Genomic DNA, 19,902 nt, shown 5'->3' on the forward strand with positions numbered 1-19,902 from the left:
TATCCTCGAGTCCGTGAATAGAAGAACCAAGATTGTTTGCACCCTGGGTCCCGCGGTCGCTTCGAAGGAGCAGATTCGCGGGCTCGTAGACGCAGGAATGAACGTTGCGCGCCTCAACTTTTCCCACGGCGAGCACGCAGACCACGAGCAGAATTACAACTGGGTTCGACAGGCCACCGATGAATCCGGCAAGGCCGTCGGTATCCTCGCCGACCTGCAAGGCCCGAAGATCCGCCTCGGACGCTTCGCAGAGGGCGCAACCGTCTGGGCGACCGGCGAGACCGTACGCATCACCGTCGACGACGTACAGGGCACACACGACCGCGTGTCCACCACCTACAAGGGCTTGGCCCGCGACGCCCGCCCCGGCGACCGCCTGCTGGTCGACGACGGCAAGATCGCGCTGGTGTGCAAGGAAGTCGACGGCAACGACGTCGTGTGCGAGGTCATCGAGGGAGGCCCGGTTTCCAACAACAAGGGTGTCTCCCTGCCGGGCATGAACATCTCCGTGCCGGCACTGAGCGAGAAGGACACCGAAGACCTGCGCTTCGCCCTGCAGCTGGGCGTGGACTTCATCGCCCTGTCCTTCGTGCGCAGCCCCTCCGACGTGGAACTGGTGCGCGACATCATGGACGAGGTTGGCCGCCGCGTGCCGGTGATCGCCAAGCTGGAGAAGCCGGAGGCAGTCGACGCGCTGGAGCCGGTCATCCTAGCCTTCGATGCCATCATGGTCGCCCGCGGTGACCTGGGCGTGGAAGTGCCGCTGGAAGACGTGCCGCTGGTGCAGAAGCGCGCCATCCAGATCGCCCGCGAGAACGCCAAGCCGGTGATCGTGGCGACGCAGATGCTGGACTCCATGATCGAGAACTCCCGCCCGACGCGCGCCGAAGCCTCCGACGTGGCCAACGCCGTGCTCGACGGTGCGGATGCCGTGATGCTCTCCGGCGAGACCTCCATCGGCAAGCACCCGATCACCACCGTGGAGACGATGGCTCGCATCGTGCGCGCCGCCGAGATTGACGGGGAAGTGCCGCCGCTGACGCACCGCCCGCGCACCCGCCGCGGCGTGATTTCCTACGCGGCAAAGGACATCGGCGAGCGCCTGAATGCGAAGGCACTGGTGGCCTTCACCTCCTCCGGCGATACCGCCAAGCGCGTGGCGCGCCTACGCTCCCACCTGCCGCTGCTGGTGTTCACGCCGTCGCAGGCCGTGCGCTCGCAGCTGGCGCTGACGTGGGGCGTGGAGACGTTCCTCATCGAAGACGTGAAGTCCACCGACGAGATGATGGACACCGTCGACCACCACCTGCTGGCTATGCCGCAATACAAGTACGACGACATGATGGTCGTCGTCGCCGGCTCCCCGCCCGGGATCTCCGGCAACACCAACATGATCCAGGTGCACCTGCTGGGTCAGGAGCGGAAGAGGTAACTCAGCGTCGCGGCCAGCGCCGCGTCCGTGGAGGTGCCCAGCGCCTCAATGCGCGGGGCGAAAGCACCGTGGTGGTTGCCCGGCACCGGATCCCCGGAAGCCCACAGCTCCGGATCCGTGGTGCCGATAGTCCAGAAAAGGTAGGGCACGTCGAAGTGGCGGGGGATCTCCGAGAAGTCCTCGGAGGCTGTCCAGGGTTCGGCGTCAATAGAATCCTCCCCGAAGACCGCATCGAACACCGGGCGTACGTGCTCGAACGTGCTGGGGGTATTGTCGGTGAGCTCGCCGTGGGCGGAGTACTCAAACTCGGGCGGAACCTCACAGCCGGAAGCATCGCACTCGGCGCGGACGACCCGCTCGATGGCAGCGTAGGTCTTGTCGCGCACGTCCGTGTCGTAGAAGCGGCAGTTCAGCACCAGCGTGGCATCTTCCGGGATGGTGTTGTTAGTGTGCCCGGAAGAAAGTGTGCCGACCGTAATGACGGCGAAGTCCGACGGGGCGACCTCGCGGCCGACGATGCCCTGCAGGCGCACGACGATCATCGCAGCTAGGAAAGTCGGGTCGATTGATTCCTGCGGGCGCGAGCCGTGGGAGGACTTACCGTAGAGCTTGATGGTGATCGTGTCGCAGGCCGCCAGCACCGGGCCGGGCGCGGACATCACGGTGCCGAGGCGGCCGGGTAGGACGTGCTGGCCCAGGCACACATCGGGGGTGGGGATCTTCTCCGCCAGGCCGTCGTTGATCATGTTGCTGGCGCCGGCGGTGACCTCCTCCGCGGGCTGGAACAGAGCAATGAAAGTGCCGTGCCAGGCATCGCGGCGCTCGTCGAGAACCGCACACAGGCCCATGAGCGCTGCGGCGTGCATGTCGTGGCCGCACGCATGCATGACCCCGTCGTTCTTGGAGGCATAAGGCAGACCTGTCGTTTCCTGCACAGGGAGGGCATCGAAATCAGCGCGCATAAGCACGGTGGGCTCGTCTGCGCTGGTTGCCTCGCTGCTCGGGTTACGGAACACGGCGGTGACGCCATAACCCCCGATACCCGTGGTTACCTCGCAATCCATCTGCGCCAACCGCGCGGTAATGTGCTTGGCGGTTTGCTCCTCCTGCAACGACAACTCGGGGTTCTCGTGCATCCACTGGTAGAAGCTATCCTGCCAGCTCAGATCCACACCGTGGTTTGCGATGAACTCTGCAATATCTGCGTTGCGCAAAGCGAAACTTGTCCTTTCTAGCGGATTAGCGGATGGCCGGGTTGTACTTCAGCATGTTGGGGCGGGCGGCGCAGTCGTCGCCGAGGCGGATGCCCGGGGCTAGTTGGCCTTCCTCCTGAGCCTTAACCAGGGCATTGAGCACGCGTTCCCGGAGATCCGCCGGGGAGATGGTGTTGATGAAAATCTTCGTGCCACCTTCGAAACCGGCCATGGTGGACACACGCCACTTAATAACAATGCGCCAGGGCATCGGGACGTCAACGTCGAGGGGACGGTGCAGCCACTCCTCATTACAGGAGACGTGCGGCCCGGCGGCGACGTGGCAGGCGTGAACCAAATCCGATACGGCATCGCGTTCGGCGTCAGACATCAGCCAAGGTTCGGTCGTGGCGGACTTGGAGAAAACCTCAAGGGTCGGCCAGCGGTGCCCAAAACCAGCAAACGCGATGGCGTGGTCGTTCTCGGCGATGACGAGGTTGTGGCGGGCTGCGTAGTCGACGGCCCACTCGTTGTACATGTTCGGGTTCGCACGAACCTGGGCGATCTCCAGCTCGTTCTGCAGGCCGTGCTCGTCGATGGCAACGAGCTGCTTGTGGAGGTGCTCGAAGCTGGCGCCTGCCGGGGCGAGCCAGTTTTGGAACGCGGCGACGTAGCGGACGTAGCGGTTGGCGCGGTAGAGGCGATCCATGCCGTCGACGGTGAAGGCGATGAAGTGGCGGTGGTTCTCCCAACCAAGCGTGCCGCTGGATGCCAACTGGTCGGTGGTGTCTGCGCCGGGAACGTAGTGGTCGCGGGCGATGATCACGTCGTGGCCACCGGCGAAGAGCCCGGCGCTCTTTTCGTAGAGAGTCTGTAGACGATTCTCGGGGGAGAAGAGCCCGTCGAGTTCCTCCTGCGTGGTGCCGCCGGCGGACCATTTGGCGCGGAGGATCTGCTCGACGTGGTCCTGGCCAGCTTCCTCGGCCAGGTAGTCGGTCATGTGCTTAGCGGCTGCGGGGTTCATCCGGTAGCCGTAGTTCATGAGCCAGTAGTCATAGGTGAGGATCTCGAAGAGGTTCGCCACGCGGCGGAACAGCGGTTCGGTTTCCTCCAGCTGGCTAACCGGCAGTCCGCGCAGGATGTGTGCCTGGCCGTCCTCGTCGAGTACCAGGCGGGACTTCTCCGGCGGGGTGTCCAGCTTGCGGTTCAGGCCGAATGCGGTGGCGGAGTCGCGGTCGCCGACGGTGCGCACCTCTGGGCGGTGCTCGGCGATGGGGCGGTTGCCGCGGCCGGGTACGGTCCACACCTCGGTGCCGGAAAACGGGTTGACCTGTTTGATCGTTCCGTCCGGCAGGGTGGTCAGGGGTGGTACGGGTGCGGGGTGCGAAGCATGGGAACCAATCACGGCACACATTCTAGTAGGTTTCCTGTTCTATCGATCACACCACCGTGCTTGCTGTTCGCTGCTGCGTGCTGCCACACTAGGGGAATGCCAAAGATTATTTTCAGGCTGCTGGCTAACCAGGAGCAGCTGGTCGCCATCGAGCAGGATTTCCGCTCCATGATCTCCGCCCTCGGTGAAGCGTTCGAAGGCACGCTGAATCTCCAGTCCGGGCAAGCTGCAGACCCCGAACTGGTCACTACCTGGGTGGAGCTTTTCGGCGAGAGCCCCGACGAGGGCAACGACCCCGCCACCGGCGCCGAGCTAACCGTCGACGTTGTCCGCTACGACATCGGCTCCGTCTCCGGCCTAGCCATGCACTTCGCCGAGCTCCTCACGGTTCGCGAGAAGGAACCCGCCGAGCCGATTCTGCGCCAGGTCCAGGATGACCCTGGCACACCCCGCGTGCCTTGGCACGTCACTGTGGCTTCGGTATAACTCCTCTCGCGTGGGTGGTGAACTGCTCCCCGTGGTGGTTCACCCACTTGATTGTCCAACCGCCGTCGCTAGTGCTTGCCCGCCACTGCCCATTGGTTTTCAGGTTGTGGTGGGCGCGACAAAGGCACTGCATATTTCGCACATCCGTCGCTCCGCCCGCCGCCGGGTTCGTGTGGTTGTACGGCACGATGTGGTCTTTGTCGCACATCGGCGCGGGGTGTTCGCATCCGGGGAAGCGGCAGGTGCCGTCCCGGCCGACGAGGAATTCCTTCATTTCTCTGCTGGGCGTGTACTGCTCCACGGCTGGCGGCACCGTCACGCTGTCTACGCGCTTGGCGAAGCTTTCGTACACGTCGGCCTGTTCGGTGCTGATCGCCCCGACTCCCGGGATGAACCCTGGGCCGCCTTCCCACCGGAAGACGTGCACGTGCACCACCGTGTTGGTTTCTTCGCCGCTGATCAGCCCCGCGATCACGTCCATTCGTGCTTGTGCGAGGTCGCAGTCTAGCTCCCCGGCCAGCACTTTCGCCTTCTTCGTTACTGCTTCCCACATGCGCTGCGATTGGTCTTTCGGCATGTTCAGTGTCCACCGGGAAAGCTCGGCGGTTCCGCCCAGCGTCGTCACAGATCCCTTGGTCGCGGAGCGTTCCTCCGCCGCGGCCTTCTCGCCTTCGGCAAATGGGGTGGGGAAGTCCCGCGCGATCACTTCGCACAGGTATTCGCCAAGTTCTTTCGCCGTCGGCCCTTCCTCGCGCGCACTGATGCAGTCCACCGCGTGTTTTTCCAGGTAGCGGTTGAACTGTTCCATGTCCATGATCGCCTGCCCCGTCTCATCGGGCTCCGTCAGCTGTGCCGCGTAGGCGTTGCGCACCCGCCAGACTTGCTCGAGGTGCCGCACGCCGATCACCCCGGCTTTCAGCGCCGCCAGCCCGAGCATGTTCATCACGGCGAGTATCTGCGCCGCGTGCGAGAACACTATCGCATCCGCCGTCCCCGCCTTCCGCAGTGCTTGTATCCGCGCCACGGTCGGGTCGTCGATCACGCTGTATGCATACGCCGCGTCGACCCTGTTGCACATTCGCCGCATCTCGTCGGCATCCATTTTTGCCCCCTTCTTGTCCGAGCGCCGCTTACCTTACACACGGCCCCGGACAACCCCTCGCCCTTCTTAGTGACGCCCCCTCATTTTCACCTCTAGAGCAGGCTCGATAGGAACTCTTGGGTGCGTTCGTGCTGCGGATTTCCAATGACTTCCGCGGCCGGGCCGTGCTCGACGATCACGCCGCCGTCCATGAAGGCAACTTCGTCGGCGACTTCGCGTGCGAATCCCATCTCGTGGGTGACTACCAGCATTGTCATGCCGTCGTCGGCCAGGTGGCGCATTACGTTCAGAACTTCGCCGACCAGCTCGGGGTCCAGCGCGGAGGTCGGCTCGTCGAAGAGCATCAGCTTTGGCCGCATCGCCAGCGCGCGGGCGATGGCCACGCGCTGCTGTTGTCCGCCGGAGAGCTGCACCGGGTAGGCGTCGGCCTTGTGGGCGAGCCCCACTTGGTCCAGCAGCTTGCGGGCGTGCTCGATTGCGTCGTCTTTGTGCTCGCCGCGCACCTGCACGGGCGCTTCGATGATGTTCTCCAGCACGGTGCGGTGGGTGAACAGGTTGAAGTGCTGGAACACCATTCCGATGTCCACGCGCTGCGCCGCTGCCTGCTTCGGCGTCAGCTCGTAGAGGTTGCCGTTTTTCTCGCGGTAGCCGATCAACTCGCCGTCTACTTCGATCCGCCCGGAGGTTACTTTCTCCAGGTGGTTCACGCAGCGCAGCAGGGTTGACTTGCCGGAGCCGGAGGGGCCGATCAGGCAGGTTACGCCGCCGCGGGGCACTTCCAGGTCGATGCCTTTCAGAACGTCGAGTCGGCCGTAGCGTTTCCAGACGTCCTGGATGGAGATCATCGGTGCGTTGGTTTCAGACATGGTCGTTACTAGTCCTTCTTTTCGTTCGGCCCGACGGTGATATTGCGTGGGGGCACGCCTTCGGCGTCAGCAAGAGCGGCGAGTTGGCGCTGCGTGAGCTGGCGTGACGATCCGCGAGAGAAGTAGCGCTCGACGTAGAACTGCGCAACCATCAGAATGCTGGTGATCACCAGGTACCAGGTGGCGGCAACAAGCAGCAGCGGAACGGGCTGGAATAGCGAGTTCGAAATGTCGGTGGCGCGGCCGTAAAGCTCGGCGGTGTACGGCACGGCAATAACCAGCGAGGTGGTCTTCAGCAGCGAGATGAACTCGTTGCCCGTCGGCGGGATGATGATGCGCATTGCCTGCGGCATTACGGTGCGGCGCATGTTCTGCCCCCAGGTCATGCCCAGTGCCTTCGAGGCTTCGGACTGTCCTTCGGGCACGGCCTGGATGCCGGCGCGGACGATTTCGGCCATGTAGGCGGCCTCGTTCAGGCCGAGGCCCAGCACGGCCAGAATGAAGGCGTTCTGCAGTACCTGCTCGAGGTCGATCTCGGCGAAGCCCACGCTCACAGACTGGTAGAGGGAGCTCAGCAGGCCCCAGAACACCAGCTGCACGTACACGGGCGTTCCGCGGAAGACCCACAGGAACAGCCACGCCACACCTTGCAACACGGGGTTCGGCGACATGCGCAGAACTGCGACGATCGCACCGATGACCACGCCGATGATCATCGCCAGAATCGTCAGTGCGATGGTGTGCATCGCCGCCTTTACGATGCGGGTATCCAGCAGGTACTGGAAGTAGGTGTCCCAGTGGTAGGCGTCGTTCCGAGCTGCGGAGATGATGAACCACACCACGAGTGCCGCGAGAATTACCGCCGCGATCCAGCGGCCGGGGTGGCGTAGCGGAATCGCTTTGTTCTCGGTGGGGCGCCTACGCTGCGTTGCGGAGGAGGCGTTTTGGTTGCTCACTTGGTGCCTTCTTTCGGTTCGAGCGTGTGGGGCAGTTGGTAGGGCTTGAGGTTGAACGTCACTGCGTCTAACCCGCCGTCTTCGAGTTCCCATTGTTTGAGGATGGCCTCGTAGGTGCCGTCGTTCATCATGGTCTGCATCGTTGCGGCTAGGGCTTTTCCAAGCGGATTGTTCTTTTTGACGCCCATACCGAACGGGGCGGTATCGAAAGGTTCGCCAACCCGTACCAATTTGCCGTCAGAGCGGGCGATGGCGAAGTCGATCACCGGCGAGTCGGAGCTGTAGGCGTCTGCCTTCTTCAGAATGGTTGCGGTGGCAGCGGCGTCGGCCTTTTCGTAGACCAGCTTCTCAATCGGCTCCTTGCCCTGGGCTTCGCATTCATCGGAGCGTCCCTGCACCTCGTCCGTGTCGGAGTAGGTGCCCTTCTGCACGGCGACCTTCAGGCCACAGGCGTTGTCGGGGTTGATGCTTTCCTCGTTGCCTGGCTGGGTGGCCCAGGAGATGCCGGCGCTGTAGAAGTCGACGAAGTCGTAGCTCGTCTGCCGGTCTTCAGTGTCGGTGAAGGCGCTGGCTCCGACGTCGACGGATCCGGCGCTGATGGCCGGCAGGATGAGGTTGAAGTCCATTTGGTTGACTTCGACGTCAAGGCCCATCATGGCACCGGCGGCGCGGATGAGGTCCATTTCGAAGCCGATGATGTTTCCGTCGGAGTCTTTAAACTCGTTGGGTGCGTAGGGCGGGTTGGTGCCGACGGTGATTCTTCCCTTGGCCTGGACGTCCGGGGGCACTAGGGCGGCGAGCTTCGGGTTCTTCGCCGGGAGGATTTCCTCCCAGCCTTCCGGGTTGCCGAGTTCTTCGTTGGTCACACACCCCGCCAGCGATACTGAAAGCAGGATCGCGAGGGTGCCCTTGGCCACGGTACGGGCCAGAGAGCGTGGGTGGCTATGTTTCATACCGTGGATTATATCGGAGTATGTGAATATTCTTTAATGGCTTTTGTGTCCTGAACCTCCGCGTTGGGCCTGTCGGTCTTGTCTTTGCCGAGGAAGTCGAGGGCTAGGGCAATGACGAACAGGACGGCACCACTAACAGCAAACAGGGGAGCAATCACGCTGTATCCGCCGAGCAGGATCACCAGCGCTGTCCAGTGCTTCCAGTTGAGTTCCCGGAGGTCCACACGGGCGCCGTTGGTTTTGCCGCAGCGCCTGCGCCACCACATGATGTACCCGTACACCACGAGCGCGCCGATGCCCAGAGCGAGCAGTGCCAGTGCAATTTGGCTGACCAGCCCGAACAGGGTTCCCATGTGTAGCTGGATGATCCAGCTGGTCAGCTGGGCTGCGATGGGCCAGGAGCTAAACGGCAGGCGGTCGATAACTTCGCCGTTCTCACCGTTTACGGTGATCGCATCGTTGTTCATCTTGTACGCCTGGCGCGGTTCGCTGACGGTCCAGGCCTGGCCGGCTTCGCTCGGGGGAGCCAGCTGTAGGGTGCCGGTCAGTCCCTCGTTGCGGCCAACCTGTAGGGCTGTATCGGCCTGTGCCAGGTCGATCTCTGCAGTACCGCCGTGGCCCGTGTGGCCTGCGTGCTCGCCATGGCCCGCGTGACCAGAGCTGCTGTCTTGCGCAGACTGTTCGCCGTTGATGCTCGTGTTCGGTTCGGGTGCCATCCAGTTCAGTTCTTCGCGGACAGCTGCGATGTTGTCGCCTGCGAAGTGGGACCAAGTCAGGCCGGAGATGCACAGGAAGATGAGTCCTGGTGCGGCCACCAGTCCGATGAGGGTGTGGCGCTGCATGGCTTGGCGGCGGGACTTCTTCTTGGGCTTGCGCTGGTTTTTCTGTTTGCGCATAAACCACCACATGGCCACGCCGGTGACGGCCATGGGGCCAAGCCACGTGGCGGCGGTTTCGGAGTAGATGCGGCCGGGCTCATCGAGCCACAGGTTGCGGTGGCCTTCGGATAGCCAGGCGCGGAACGGTAGGGAAGAAGCGCTCCCGTACTGGGTTAGCTCTCCGGTGATGTGCAGGTCGCCCGGATCCACGAACACTGCTCGAGTGTAGCTTTCGGAGGGCAGGCTTGGGTCGGCGAAGAGCACACGGGTGGTCTTGCCTTCCTCGTCGGGGATCTGCACCTTAGCGACGTCGAGGTCGGGTTGGATGCGCTTTGCGACCTCGATCTGCTTGGCAACCGGCTGTGCCGGGCTGCTTGAGGTGGCAGTCAGCTCAGATTTGTAAACCCACGTTTCGATGGTGGGGGCGAGTGCATAGAAGAAGCCGGAGAAGGCGGCTACGAGGATGAGGGGTGCGATGAAGAGTCCAGCGAGGGTGTGGACTCTGCGAATAATTCTGCGAGACATGCTCCATTAGTCGCATGCCTGGTGGAATCGGTTCCCAATAGCGAAGAGCGGGGTAGCGCTCGGGGGTGGCTAGTAGGAGGGACGGTCCGTCTCCAGTGCTTGGAACACGAAGTCCAACTTTTGGTCGAGGATCCGCAGCGCTATTTCCTCGTCGTCCTCCCGGTCGGCGGGCAGCGAATCCGTCATCGCGAAGAGTTCAAAGGAGTGCCTGAAAGGCCCGGAGCTGAACACAAAGTTCGTGATCACGTCGATGGCGAACAGAGCCTGTCCGCGGCTGAAGCCGGCGTCATTAAGCCTTCCCAAAAGGTTCGTGACGCTTTCCCGGAAGGCGAAAAGGCTGTTTGGGTAGCTCAGTAGGGCTTGTGCGAGCCCCGGGTAGGTAGCGCACATCCGCGCTAGGTAATAGGCGTAGTCCCGGAGTAGTTCCTTCCAATCGCCCTCAGTGGTAAGCGCTGTGGCTTCGGTGATGTGCTCGATGCAGGCGGTCAGAAGGGTGTCGCGGCTGTAGATTCGGTACAGCGCGGACGTGGCCACTCCCAGGCCTTTGGCCACCTCTGACATGGTGAATTTATCTAGACCGATTGCGAGAGCCTGGTTGATGACGTCTTCGCGGTCAAAGGTTGGCTTCGGGCCGGTCTTGCGGTGAGGGCGTTTTCCCTCCGAAGGAATCGGGGTGGACATGCAGTGAACATTAGTTCATTTTTTGTTTATGTTGCTAACAGGTACCCCCGTGAAGAAAGCAAATGCCCCTGCTCTTTAAATGTTAAAGAACAGGGGCAGCTGTGGTGCCGTTTTAGTCGTTTAGACTACTGCGGGTTTTGCGGATTCTGGGGGTCCTGCGGGTTCTGCGGAGCGTTGCCCTGCCAGCCCTGGTTCGGCTGTTGGCCGAAGTTGTTCTGACCGTAGTTGTTCTGGTCAAAGTTGTTCTGCGGCTGCTGGCCGTAGCCCTGCTGACCAAAGTTCTGCTGGCCGTAACCCTGCTGGGCGAAGGCCTGCTGCGGAGCTTGCGGGTTGTTCTTCCGGTCGTTCAGCAGTGCGAGTACACCAAAGGCAATGATGGCGATGGAAGCCAGCAGGATCAGGATCAGACCTGCGCCAACGCTCACCTTTACAACGTCCTCGTTGAAATCGCCGGCCTTCGAGCCGATGCTAGCCCAGTCGATGATGGCGATCAGCAGCAGGATGGCGCCGATGGCGATCACCGGAATGGCGCGCCACCACTTCTGGGCCAGCTGCTCTACGAATAGGTAGGCTGCAATTCCGCCGATGACGATCAGGGACAGGAACATGGTGAGAATGCCGTCACCGTCGGTGCCGGAGACCGTGACAGTGCCGTAGAAGGGAACCGTGACCTTGCCCCACGTCATAAAGCTACCGATGAAGCTGATCAGAGCGGCACCTGCTGCACAAACCAGCCACAGAACGGACTTGTTGGAGAAGTCCAGGTACTGCTTGATATCGAACTGCGCGCCCTGGCCGTTCTGCTGGTTCTGGCCGTTGAAGCCCTGCTGGTTCTGGAAGTTGTTCTGGCCGTAGCTGTTCTGTGCACCCTGCTGCGGAGCGCCATAGGTGTTCTGGCCTTGCTGCTGCGGTGCCGGGTTCTGCTGGCCGTAGGGGTTCTGGTTCCAGTCCTGGCCCTGCGGCTGCTGCGGTGCACCGTTGTTGCCGTTGTTGGCCGGGTCGTTGGAACCGAAGTTCTCGTCCGTCATGGTTCTCCTCGCGTCACGAAACTGTCTTAGCACCCCTTAAGAAAGGGCTGCGTCATTTCTTCGCGACTTATATTAACGGACAACCTTCGAGCCCGACGGGTTTGGTGATGGTCGCGGCATGTCGGGGGTGCTGCTTTTTTCTTATTGACGCCTACATCCAATCACCGAAAAGCGTTCTCATATTCAGGGCGGGCCGACTAGGTTTCCTTATTTTGCGTGAACCTGTGGAATATAATCACGGGAAATGCTGTAGTGCTGCTCGGAAAGGAAAAACACCATGAGTGTTTTGCACGAGTATCTCGCGGGTAAGGCGACCGCGGAGGATGTGAAGGCCGAGGTTGCGCGCCAGAGGGTAGGCATGTGCAAGGAAGAGCCACCCTACAGGCAGCCTGACTTGAACGATGTGAAGTGGACGCCACCGTCTATCTTCGAGGACGTGACCATCGCTCTGGCACTGGGCAAGCTCAGCAGGGAAGAAGCGGATTACCTCTTGGAGTAGTTCTGGGACGCTGTGGTAGCCGGGTCTGCCCTTGAGCGAACGGCTTGAGTTACGCCTACCACGTCTAGGTAGCGACTTACCGATGAGCAAGTTGCTCGGACTATTCAGTTAAGAATATGTAGGCGGCCCCGCGCCCTCTGCTGCGTTGTCTGGGGATAGGCCGGTATCCGCGCGAATCTGCTTTTCTGAGTAGCAGGTATATAGTTACTTATTTATGGCCAAGAAAATCATGTTCGTCGCTGGTGGGTTTATCCTGGTTCTCGCTTTGCTGGGCGGTGGGTTCCTGTGGGGGAAGTCAACCATCCTCAATTCTCCGGTAGAAACAGTCACTGAGACAGACAACTCGGAGGTTATCCTCGCGGTGCAACGCCGTGAAGAGGTTGTGCTGCTCTCCACCTCTACCCAGGGGATCTACACCACGCAAAACACTGCGAAACTCTTCAAGTGGGGTGTCCCCGGAAGTCGGAAGACGAATATCCTGCAGTACAAGTTCACTGCCAAACTGGGGCTCGATGGCAGGGAAGTAAAGGTCGAGGAAACATCTCCCGGTCACTTCAAGCTCACCATTCCTCCCTTTAAGTTTATTGGCTTCTCTGACCCAGAATTCAAAACGGTGCACCAGCATGGTGAGGTATTGAGCTTCGCTACGGCGGATATTGATACCGCCGAGGGTATCAACGAGGTGCTGAATGAGGGAAAGCGTAAAGAACACATCCAGCTGAACCATGACCTATTGAAGGATCAGACCAAGACCTTCTACGAAGGCATCATCCGCGCTATCGACACCGAAGCAAAGGTAGAGTTCGAGTTCCAGATTGCTGCCAAATGACTGGTCGTGACTAGTCATGGTCATCAAGGTTCAAGAAAAAAGAGCGGCACCATAGGACTTCTTGGTTTTGGGAGGCGTCATGAGTTGCTACCCAGAGATTAATCTCTTGCAGACAGATGTTTCTACGGCGGAATTTGCCAGCTTTCTACCGCCCACAATTGAATCGCAGGGGTTCTTTCAGCTTGAGGAGCTCATGGATGGAGAGCGAAAGTTCACCCTGCATATTCTCACCGATGAGTACTTTGATCAGTTCAACGCGCTATTCACAAGGATGATTACGCAAACAGACTGGGCCTTGACTCTCGACTGGGACGGATTGGATGAAGAATTTGATTTCCCGTACAAGTCGTTGAGACGCCCTGCAGGGGCAAAGGCTCCAGTGCTTCTCTGGCCGAACGACTAGTTTGTTTGAGCAAGCCTCGCTCCACTTCGGTGGATCGGGGTTTTCGCGTGTCTGAACGGAACCGCACCGAACACAAGGAACTCCGCCCACTAGTTGTACTGATCGGGGACGTTGATCAATCGTGAGAAGGGCGGCTGGTTGCCGCAGGCCGTGTGCGGGCGGTGCTGATTGTAGTAGTGCAGCCAACCGTCGAGCTCGCCGCGTCGTTCGGCCTCGGAGGTGTAGCAGCGGGCGTAGGCCCAGCCGTCGGCCAGGGTGCGGTGGAAACGCTCGATCTTGCCGTTGGTCTGGGGCCGATACGGCCTGGTTCGCTTGTGCTTGATGTCGAGCTCGGCGCAGGTGTCTCGCCACAGGTGTGACCGGTAGGCACCGCCGTTGTCGGACAGAACCCGCTCGACCGTGACCCCACGAGCGTTGAACCACTCGACAGCCCTCACCAGGACCGCAGTGGCGGTGATCGCGGTTTCGTCGTCGTGGATCTCAGCGTAGGCGACACGGGAATGGTCATCGATCACCGTGTGAACATAGGCCTTTCCCATCAGGGGGTCGTGGTGCTTGTTCTTCGGCTTGTCTGGTGTGGCGGCCCGGTTCTTGTCGCCCTGCCGTCGTCCGACGTAACGCCAGCCTCCACCGTCGGGGATGTTTCCGAGCTTCTTCACGTCGACGTGGAGCATCGCGCCGGGGTGGTCGTGTTCGTAGCGGCGGATGGGTTCGCCGGTGGCACGGTCGACGTGGGTCAGTCGGTTGAGGTGGCAGGACGAGAGGATGCGGTGGACGGTGGAGGGGGCGATCCCGAGTCGTGGTGCGAGTTGCACTGGCCCTTCGCGGAGTCGCATGCGCAGGCTGATGCAGCGTTTGACGACCTTCGGGTGGGGCTTGTTCGGGCTGTGGTGTGGTCGTGAGGACCGGTCGTGCATGGACTCGCCGGCGCGGTAGCGGTCGGCCCAGCGCTTCGCGGTGGGCCAGGAGACCTGGAAGCGAGTGGCGACCTCGCTTATCGGCCATCCTTCCTCGACGACGAGTTGGGCTACCTTCAGGCGGTGGCGAGGGGTCAGTGCAGAATTTGGGTGGGACATGGACGTCCTCCAAGGTGTGATGGGCGGCCACCTCACACGGTGGCCGCCCATCACAGGCTCCTCGCCGTGGAGCGACCGACGGGGAGGGTCAGTTGTTCTGGTTGCTCACTTCTGCGGCCCAGGCATCGACCCGACGAGCTGATTCCTCATCGCTGAGGTCCTCGACCCGCGTCATCACCGACCACCGGATCCCGAACGGATCGCGGATGCTCCCGTAGCGGTCGCCAGAGACGAAACTCGTCACAGCTTCGCGCAGTACAGCGCCGCGAGCGACTGCGGTCTCAACGACCCTGTCGACGTCCGCGACGTAGATGCCGAGGGAGAACTGCGTGTCTTCGGCCTCTGGATTCAGCGCCAGCAGGTGATAGTCCTTCATCGCCGGCCCCAGCTGGAGGCGACCACACCCGAAGTCGAGCTCGGCGTGGATGATCACCCCCTCCATCTCGGTGGAGTTCACAACGCGGGCGCCGAACACCTCGGCGTAGAACGCCAACGCTGCCTTCGGGTCCTCGAGTGCAACGAACGGAGTCAGGCTGGAGAAACCCTTTGGGCGGCCGTTGTCGGTGTACTTTCCATGGGCAGGGGTAACTGGTGAAGTCGTCATGACCCCCATGCTAGGGACTGCTGGCGCGGGTTGTCTTGTAGATTCGTGCCATGACCACACCATCTGACGTCAGTGGACGGGGCCCATTGTTCCCAGCGGAACTTCCCTTCGATTTCACCCGGATCCCACCCGGCCCCGCGGCCAAGGACTTGGTGGCCTGGTGGTGGGCCACCTCGTGGGACCTCCCCTCGGGGCACCACTCGTCGCAAGAACTCCTAGCCTTCCCCGCGAGCAACCTCGCCTTCGAAATGGACCAGGTGCGCTTCTGGGGACCCACCACGCGGCGCTCCACAAGAGTCCTGGTCGGGCAGGGATGGGTGCTCGGTGCCTTGCTACGTCCGGCAGCAGTGCCCGCCTTCACTCAACAACCCGCAGCCTGCCGCGACGATTCTGTCCCTGTCTCCGCCCTCGAACTCCACGAAACGGTTCAGGCATCAAGCGGCAGCCTTGCCGCTGTCATCGATGAAGTCGAGGGGTGGCTTGCACACCACGTGGGCCCGCTGACCGACGAGGCTCACCAAGCCAACCGTTTGGCCGACCTGGCCATCACTGACTCCACCATCGCCACGGTGCAAGACCTCGCGGGCGCTTTGGGTATCTCGACTCGAACGGTCAACCGACTCACCACGAAGTATGTGGGTCTGTCGCCCTACACGATGATCCGCCGCCGACGCCTCCAAGAAGCGACCGAATGGATCCGTGACAACCCAGATGAAACGCTGGCCGATGTCGCAGTCCGCTACGGCTTCGTTGACCAGGCACACCTGAGTCGTGAAGCGCGCACTCTTCTTGGGATGACCCTCACGGACTACCGCATGCGCACGATCAGGCAGTGACGATACCCGTCTAGCCTCAATCAACGTGTCCGGTCAGTACAACTAGTGGAGCGAGTTAAAGAAGCCGAGGAAGAAGGCAAGAGTGAACTGCAGAAAGCGCAGGAACGCATAGCCGCGCTAGAAGCGGAAAAGCAAGAAAGTGTTCTTGCTGCGGTTCGGGTAGCACCGCTCCCCGGTGGGGGCATTCTTTGTTTGTGTGGCACGATTTCGCCACGACAATCCCACGACATAAGGGGCTAAAACAGGCTTAAAGAGGCTTAACGAGCGGGGGGAGCTAGGAAAGTGAACCCCCGCCTGACCAGTATTTACACTGGTCACGGGAGGGGTGAAATCGTGCCCCAGGTGAGACTCGAACTCACACTGGACGGGTTTTGAATCCGTTGCCTCTGCCAATTGGGCTACTGGGGCGATAAGTGCTTACCGGAGCATAATACGCCACGGCCTTTCAGCCAACCAAAACCGCACTCCGTTAGAGTTGAGCGCATGGCTAAACTCCTTCTCCTCGACGGGCACTCTTTGGCGTTCCGCGCCTTCTACGCCCTGCCCGCAGCCAACTTCTCCACCTTCGGTGGCCAGCACACCAACGCGGTGTATGGCTTCTTAGGCATGTTCCTGACCCTTATGGATAAGGAACAGCCCACCCATGTGGCCGCCGCGTTTGACCTGTCCGGCCCCACATTCCGCGAGGAATCCTTCCCGGAATACAAGGCGCAGCGCCCGAGCACGCCCGAGGAGTTCAAGGGCCAGATCGAGCTGATTCGTCGCACGCTCGAAGCGTTGGGCGTCACGACCCTAGATAAAGAGTCCTACGAGGCCGACGACATCATCGCGACCCTAGCCACCGAGGGCGCGAAGGATGGCATGGACGTGCTGATCTGCACCGGTGACCGAGATTCGTTGCAGTTGGTCACCGAGGACGTGACGGTGCTGTACACGCTCAAGGGTGTCTCTGAGTTGCATCGTTTCACCCCACAGGCCGTCGAAGAGAAGTACGGTGTGACCCCCACCCAGTACCCGGACCTCGCGGCGCTGCGCGGCGATACCTCCGACAACATGCCCGGCGTGCCTGGCGTGGGCCCGAAGACCGCGCAGAAGTGGATCGCCAAGTACGGCAGCCTGCAGGGCGTGATCGACAACATGGATGACATCGGCGGGAAGGTCGGCGCCAACCTGCGTGAAAACATCGACAATGTGGTTCTCGCGCGCGACATTACGGAAATGGTGCGGGACCTTAAGCTTGTTGATGATTTGGACGCCCTCAGTCCCCACGACATCGATCCCAACGAGGCGCTCGGCATGTTCGAGGAGCTGCAGTTTGGCACTGGCCTGCGCAATAGGGCATTCAAGATCATGGGCGTGGAATTCGCCGACAGTGCCGCTATCCCCGTCACCGTGGAGGAGCTGAAGCCGGGGAAGCTGGGCGCGTGGCTGAAGAAGCGCACCCGCGGCACGGTGGTGGACGTGGATGGCGAGCAGCTGACCCTGCTGGACCGCGACAACGTCGCCATCGTTCAAGACCTCGCCGACGTGGCCCCGAAGGACGAGAAGGCGCTGGCGGAGTGGCTGGCCAACCCGCAGGCCACGAAGTGGCTCCACGACTCCAAGCAGACGTATCACACGCTGCAGAATCAAGGCTTAAAGCTTGATGGAGTGGAGCATGACACGTCCCTGGCGGCCTACCTGCTGCGCCCCGACGTGCGCACCCTCGCCCTGGCGGACGTCGTGCAGCGCCACGTGGGCCACGAGCTTTCGGATAATGCCACCGGCCCCGAGCGAGCCCAGGCCGTCGCCGAACTGGTGAAGGCCCTCACCCCAGAGATCGAGGCCGCCGGCCAGTCCGAGCTGTACTTCGACCTGGAAGTCCCGCTGGCCCTGATCCTGGCGGCCATGGAACACGCGGGCATTGCCGTGGACGACGCGGCGCTGCAGGAGCTTTCCGACGACTACGGCGCGCGCCTTAACGAGGAGGTCACCGCTGCCCGCGAACTGGCGGGGGAGCCGGAGCTGAACCTTTCCTCTCCGAAGCAGCTGCAGAAGGTCCTCTTCGAGACCTTCGACCTGCCGAAGACGAAGAAGACCAAGACCGGGTATTCCACGGCCGCCGCGGAACTGGAAAAACTGGCCGCCCAGTCCAACCACCCGTTCCTGGGGCACCTCATGGCGCACCGCGAGTACCAGAAGATGAAGTCCACCATCGACGGACTGATCGAGGCCGTGGGCGACGACGGGCGCATCCACACCACCTTCAACCAGAAGGGCGCGGCGACGGGCCGCCTGTCTTCCTCCGATCCGAACCTGCAGAACATCCCCGTGCGCACCGACGCCGGCCGCAAGATCCGCGCCGCGTTTACGGTCGGGGAGGGCTACGAAACTCTGCTGACCGCCGACTACTCCCAGATCGAGATGCGCGTGATGGCGCACCTCTCGGAAGATGCGGGCCTGATCGAGGCGTACGCCAGCGGCGAGGATCTGCACAATTATGTCGGCTCGCGCGTGTTCGACGTTCCGGTCGATGAGGTCACCCCGGAGCTGCGCCGCCGGGTGAAGGCGCTGAGCTATGGCCTGGTCTACGGCCTGTCCGCCTTCGGCCTATCCCAGCAGCTGAAGATCAGCGCGGGGGAGGCGAAGAGAATTATGGATAACTACTTCGAGCGTTTCGGAGGTGTGAAGCGCTACCTCGACCACGTGGTGGAGGTTGCCAAGGAAACCGGCTACACGGAGACTCTCTACGGTCGCCGTCGCTACCTGCCGGAGCTGAACTCCTCCAATCGTGTGGCCAGGGAGAATGCCGAGCGCGCCGCCCTCAACGCGCCGATCCAAGGTACGGCAGCGGACATCATCAAGCTGGCCATGCTGCGCGTGGATCGGGAGATCACCCGTCAGCAGCTGGCTTCCCGCGTGTTGCTGCAGGTCCACGATGAACTCGTGGTGGAGGTCGCGCCCGGCGAGCTGGAGCAGGTCACCGAGCTAGTCGAGCGCGAGATGGATGCCGCCGCCCAGTTGCGCGTACCGCTGGATGTCTCCGCCGGCACGGGCGATAACTGGGATCTGGCAGCGCACTAGCCACGCGCGCCAGGCGTGTTAGCTGGCGTCTGCCTGCGTGGTCTTCGCGTTCGAGGCCCTCTCGGCCGCCAGCATCGCCATGACGATCACCGCGCCCAGCAGGAAAAGGCCGATCGCAGCGCCCAGGTGTTCGCCCGGCGCCTGCAGGTTCGCATCCCCGTCCTGCCACGGCCACAGCGCACGCAGAGAACCCAGCATCAGGCCTGTCATTACGAACAAAGTGATGGTGCGGTGGTTGTTAAGCAGGTATTCCAGCAGGCGCACAAAGCACACGATGCCGGTGATCGCGCCCAGGAAGAACACGCCGAGGTAGACCAGGTTCCTATCGTCCACCGCCGCCATCGTTGCGGAGTATAGGCCCACGGCCAGCAGGAAGAAGGAGCCGGATACACCCGGCAGCACCAGCGCACACACTGCAATCGCCGCAGCCGCGAAAACCCACAGCATGTTCGGGTCGGACTGCGGGGCACTGGTAACGCCGGTCAGGAAGAACGTGGCCACTGCCGCCACAACCAAGCCGAGGATCGCCATCGGCAGCCGCCGGCGCGCGTCCTCCTTATCCGTCATCCCTATCGGCACGGTCAGGGAGAGCAGCACCATGCCGAAGAACAGCGCGCGCGAGTGCACCGGCTTGTCCGTCACGAAGCTTTCCATCACGCCAGCCAGGGACAGTGCAACGGCCCCCATGCCGACCACCATTGGTATCAAAAGCATCCAGTCCAGTGTTTTGTACTGGGCAAACGCAGCCTGGCGATCCTTCGGTAGCTTCTTCGTCGCATCCAGGAACAGGTTCGCCTGGTACAGCACGCGCTCGTACACGCCGGTAACCAACGCAATCGTGCCGCCCGAAACGCCCGGGACGAGCTCGGCCATGCCAATCAACCCGCCGCGGACCATATTCACTAGTATTTGCAGTATCTTCATCGCGCACTATCGTACTGCACGCCCTCGACAACCCCGCTTCAACTCGCGGCCGAAAGTCCATGTTTGCGCTGTTCACTGTGGTCGTGTAGCGTTATGCGCGTTGTGCGCCCTCTTTTTGATTCTTTAGGACGCCCCCACGTGGAGCTCCTAGAGGCTACCCGCCAGGTAATTGACG

19 protein-coding genes and 1 tRNA gene are annotated in these 19,902 nt (G+C 61.8%); 7 read left to right on the forward strand and 13 right to left on the reverse strand.

Annotation, left to right across the window (positions count from 1 at the left end):
• The first annotated feature begins 13 nt into the window (after positions 1–13).
• A complete protein-coding gene (gene pyk, locus JQ46_RS07015; protein WP_011273405.1) occupies positions 14–1,432 on the forward strand; it encodes a pyruvate kinase in 1,419 nt (472 codons plus the stop codon).
• On the opposite strand, the gene JQ46_RS07020 is transcribed toward pyk, so the two are convergent.
• Both JQ46_RS07020 and JQ46_RS07025 read right to left on the reverse strand, forming a co-directional pair.
• Positions 1,414–2,646 (reverse strand): amidohydrolase, encoded by a 1,233-nt coding sequence (locus tag JQ46_RS07020; RefSeq protein ID WP_034986616.1) that lies wholly within the window; start codon positions 2,644–2,646, stop codon positions 1,414–1,416. The two genes, pyk and JQ46_RS07020, sit on opposite strands and share 19 nt — an antisense overlap.
• Before the next feature lie 25 nt (positions 2,647–2,671).
• Positions 2,672–4,039: a DUF4921 family protein gene (locus tag JQ46_RS07025; protein ID WP_034986618.1), complete on the reverse strand. Its 1,368-nt coding sequence runs from the start codon at positions 4,037–4,039 to the stop codon at positions 2,672–2,674.
• 75 nt (positions 4,040–4,114) lie between these two features.
• Here JQ46_RS07025 and JQ46_RS07030 point away from each other — a divergent pair, with 75 nt between their 5' ends.
• Positions 4,115–4,504 carry a hypothetical protein gene (locus JQ46_RS07030; protein ID WP_034986620.1) on the forward strand — a complete coding sequence of 130 codons (390 nt, stop codon included), beginning with the start codon at positions 4,115–4,117 and terminating at the stop codon, positions 4,502–4,504.
• Here the strand turns inward: JQ46_RS07030 and JQ46_RS07035 are convergent.
• The 7 genes from JQ46_RS07035 to JQ46_RS07065 form a co-directional block, all read right to left on the reverse strand.
• Positions 4,485–5,606, reverse strand: coding sequence for an HNH endonuclease signature motif containing protein (locus tag JQ46_RS07035; protein ID WP_011273409.1), 1,122 nt, complete (start codon positions 5,604–5,606; stop codon positions 4,485–4,487). The genes JQ46_RS07030 and JQ46_RS07035 overlap by 20 nt on opposite strands.
• Positions 5,607–5,698: 92 nt before the next feature.
• A complete protein-coding gene (locus tag JQ46_RS07040; RefSeq protein ID WP_034986622.1) occupies positions 5,699–6,472 on the reverse strand; it encodes an amino acid ABC transporter ATP-binding protein in 774 nt (257 codons plus the stop codon).
• Positions 6,473–6,480: 8 nt separating this feature from the next.
• On the reverse strand, positions 6,481–7,428 hold the full coding sequence (locus tag JQ46_RS07045) for an amino acid ABC transporter permease (protein WP_034986624.1): 948 nt from the start codon (positions 7,426–7,428) through the stop codon (positions 6,481–6,483).
• The gene (locus JQ46_RS07050; protein WP_034986625.1) at positions 7,425–8,381 is read right to left on the reverse strand and encodes an ABC transporter substrate-binding protein; all 957 of its coding nucleotides are present in this window, start codon (positions 8,379–8,381) and stop codon (positions 7,425–7,427) included. Before JQ46_RS07050 ends, JQ46_RS07045 begins: the two co-directional genes overlap by 4 nt.
• Before the next feature lie 8 nt (positions 8,382–8,389).
• Complete coding sequence (locus tag JQ46_RS07055) at positions 8,390–9,784, reverse strand: PepSY-associated TM helix domain-containing protein (protein ID WP_034986627.1); 1,395 nt, start codon at positions 9,782–9,784, stop codon at positions 8,390–8,392.
• Between the two features lie 69 nt (positions 9,785–9,853).
• The gene (locus tag JQ46_RS07060; protein WP_034986629.1) at positions 9,854–10,465 is read right to left on the reverse strand and encodes a TetR/AcrR family transcriptional regulator; all 612 of its coding nucleotides are present in this window, start codon (positions 10,463–10,465) and stop codon (positions 9,854–9,856) included.
• Between the two features lie 125 nt (positions 10,466–10,590).
• Positions 10,591–11,493: an ECF transporter S component gene (locus JQ46_RS07065; RefSeq protein ID WP_034986631.1), complete on the reverse strand. Its 903-nt coding sequence runs from the start codon at positions 11,491–11,493 to the stop codon at positions 10,591–10,593.
• A gap of 277 nt (positions 11,494–11,770) precedes the next feature.
• Here JQ46_RS07065 and JQ46_RS07070 point away from each other — a divergent pair, with 277 nt between their 5' ends.
• From JQ46_RS07070 to JQ46_RS07080, 3 genes are all read left to right on the forward strand, one after another.
• Positions 11,771–11,992, forward strand: coding sequence for a hypothetical protein (locus JQ46_RS07070; RefSeq protein WP_011273416.1), 222 nt, complete (start codon positions 11,771–11,773; stop codon positions 11,990–11,992).
• Between the two features lie 214 nt (positions 11,993–12,206).
• Entirely contained in the window at positions 12,207–12,821 is a 615-nt protein-coding gene (locus JQ46_RS07075; protein ID WP_011273417.1) for a DUF4230 domain-containing protein, read from the forward strand.
• A 79-nt stretch (positions 12,822–12,900) separates the two neighbouring features.
• On the forward strand, positions 12,901–13,224 hold the full coding sequence (locus JQ46_RS07080) for a hypothetical protein (protein WP_011273418.1): 324 nt from the start codon (positions 12,901–12,903) through the stop codon (positions 13,222–13,224).
• 89 nt (positions 13,225–13,313) lie between these two features.
• Here the strand turns inward: JQ46_RS07080 and JQ46_RS07085 are convergent, their stop codons facing one another.
• Together JQ46_RS07085 and JQ46_RS07090 are read right to left on the reverse strand one after the other, a co-directional pair.
• A complete protein-coding gene (locus JQ46_RS07085) occupies positions 13,314–14,300 on the reverse strand; it encodes an IS481 family transposase (protein ID WP_034986633.1) in 987 nt (328 codons plus the stop codon).
• Positions 14,301–14,388: 88 nt separating this feature from the next.
• The gene (locus tag JQ46_RS07090; protein WP_034986635.1) at positions 14,389–14,904 is read right to left on the reverse strand and encodes a VOC family protein; all 516 of its coding nucleotides are present in this window, start codon (positions 14,902–14,904) and stop codon (positions 14,389–14,391) included.
• A gap of 50 nt (positions 14,905–14,954) precedes the next feature.
• On the opposite strand from JQ46_RS07090, the gene JQ46_RS07095 reads away from it, so the two are divergent.
• A complete protein-coding gene (locus JQ46_RS07095; protein ID WP_034969170.1) occupies positions 14,955–15,740 on the forward strand; it encodes a helix-turn-helix domain-containing protein in 786 nt (261 codons plus the stop codon).
• A gap of 334 nt (positions 15,741–16,074) precedes the next feature.
• Here the strand turns inward: JQ46_RS07095 and JQ46_RS07100 are convergent.
• Positions 16,075–16,148: transfer RNA gene (locus JQ46_RS07100), tRNA-Leu, on the reverse strand.
• Between the two features lie 75 nt (positions 16,149–16,223).
• Between JQ46_RS07100 and polA the strand changes: the two genes are divergently transcribed.
• On the forward strand, positions 16,224–18,803 hold the full coding sequence (gene polA / locus JQ46_RS07105; protein WP_034986637.1) for a DNA polymerase I: 2,580 nt from the start codon (positions 16,224–16,226) through the stop codon (positions 18,801–18,803).
• Between the two features lie 18 nt (positions 18,804–18,821).
• Here polA and JQ46_RS07110 read toward each other — a convergent pair whose 3' ends face one another.
• On the reverse strand, positions 18,822–19,727 hold the full coding sequence (locus tag JQ46_RS07110; RefSeq protein ID WP_034986639.1) for a DUF368 domain-containing protein: 906 nt from the start codon (positions 19,725–19,727) through the stop codon (positions 18,822–18,824).
• Positions 19,728–19,902 lie beyond the last annotated feature (175 nt).

Source organism: Corynebacterium jeikeium (assembly GCF_000738175.1).
GTDB classification, from domain to species: domain Bacteria; phylum Actinomycetota; class Actinomycetes; order Mycobacteriales; family Mycobacteriaceae; genus Corynebacterium; species Corynebacterium jeikeium_C.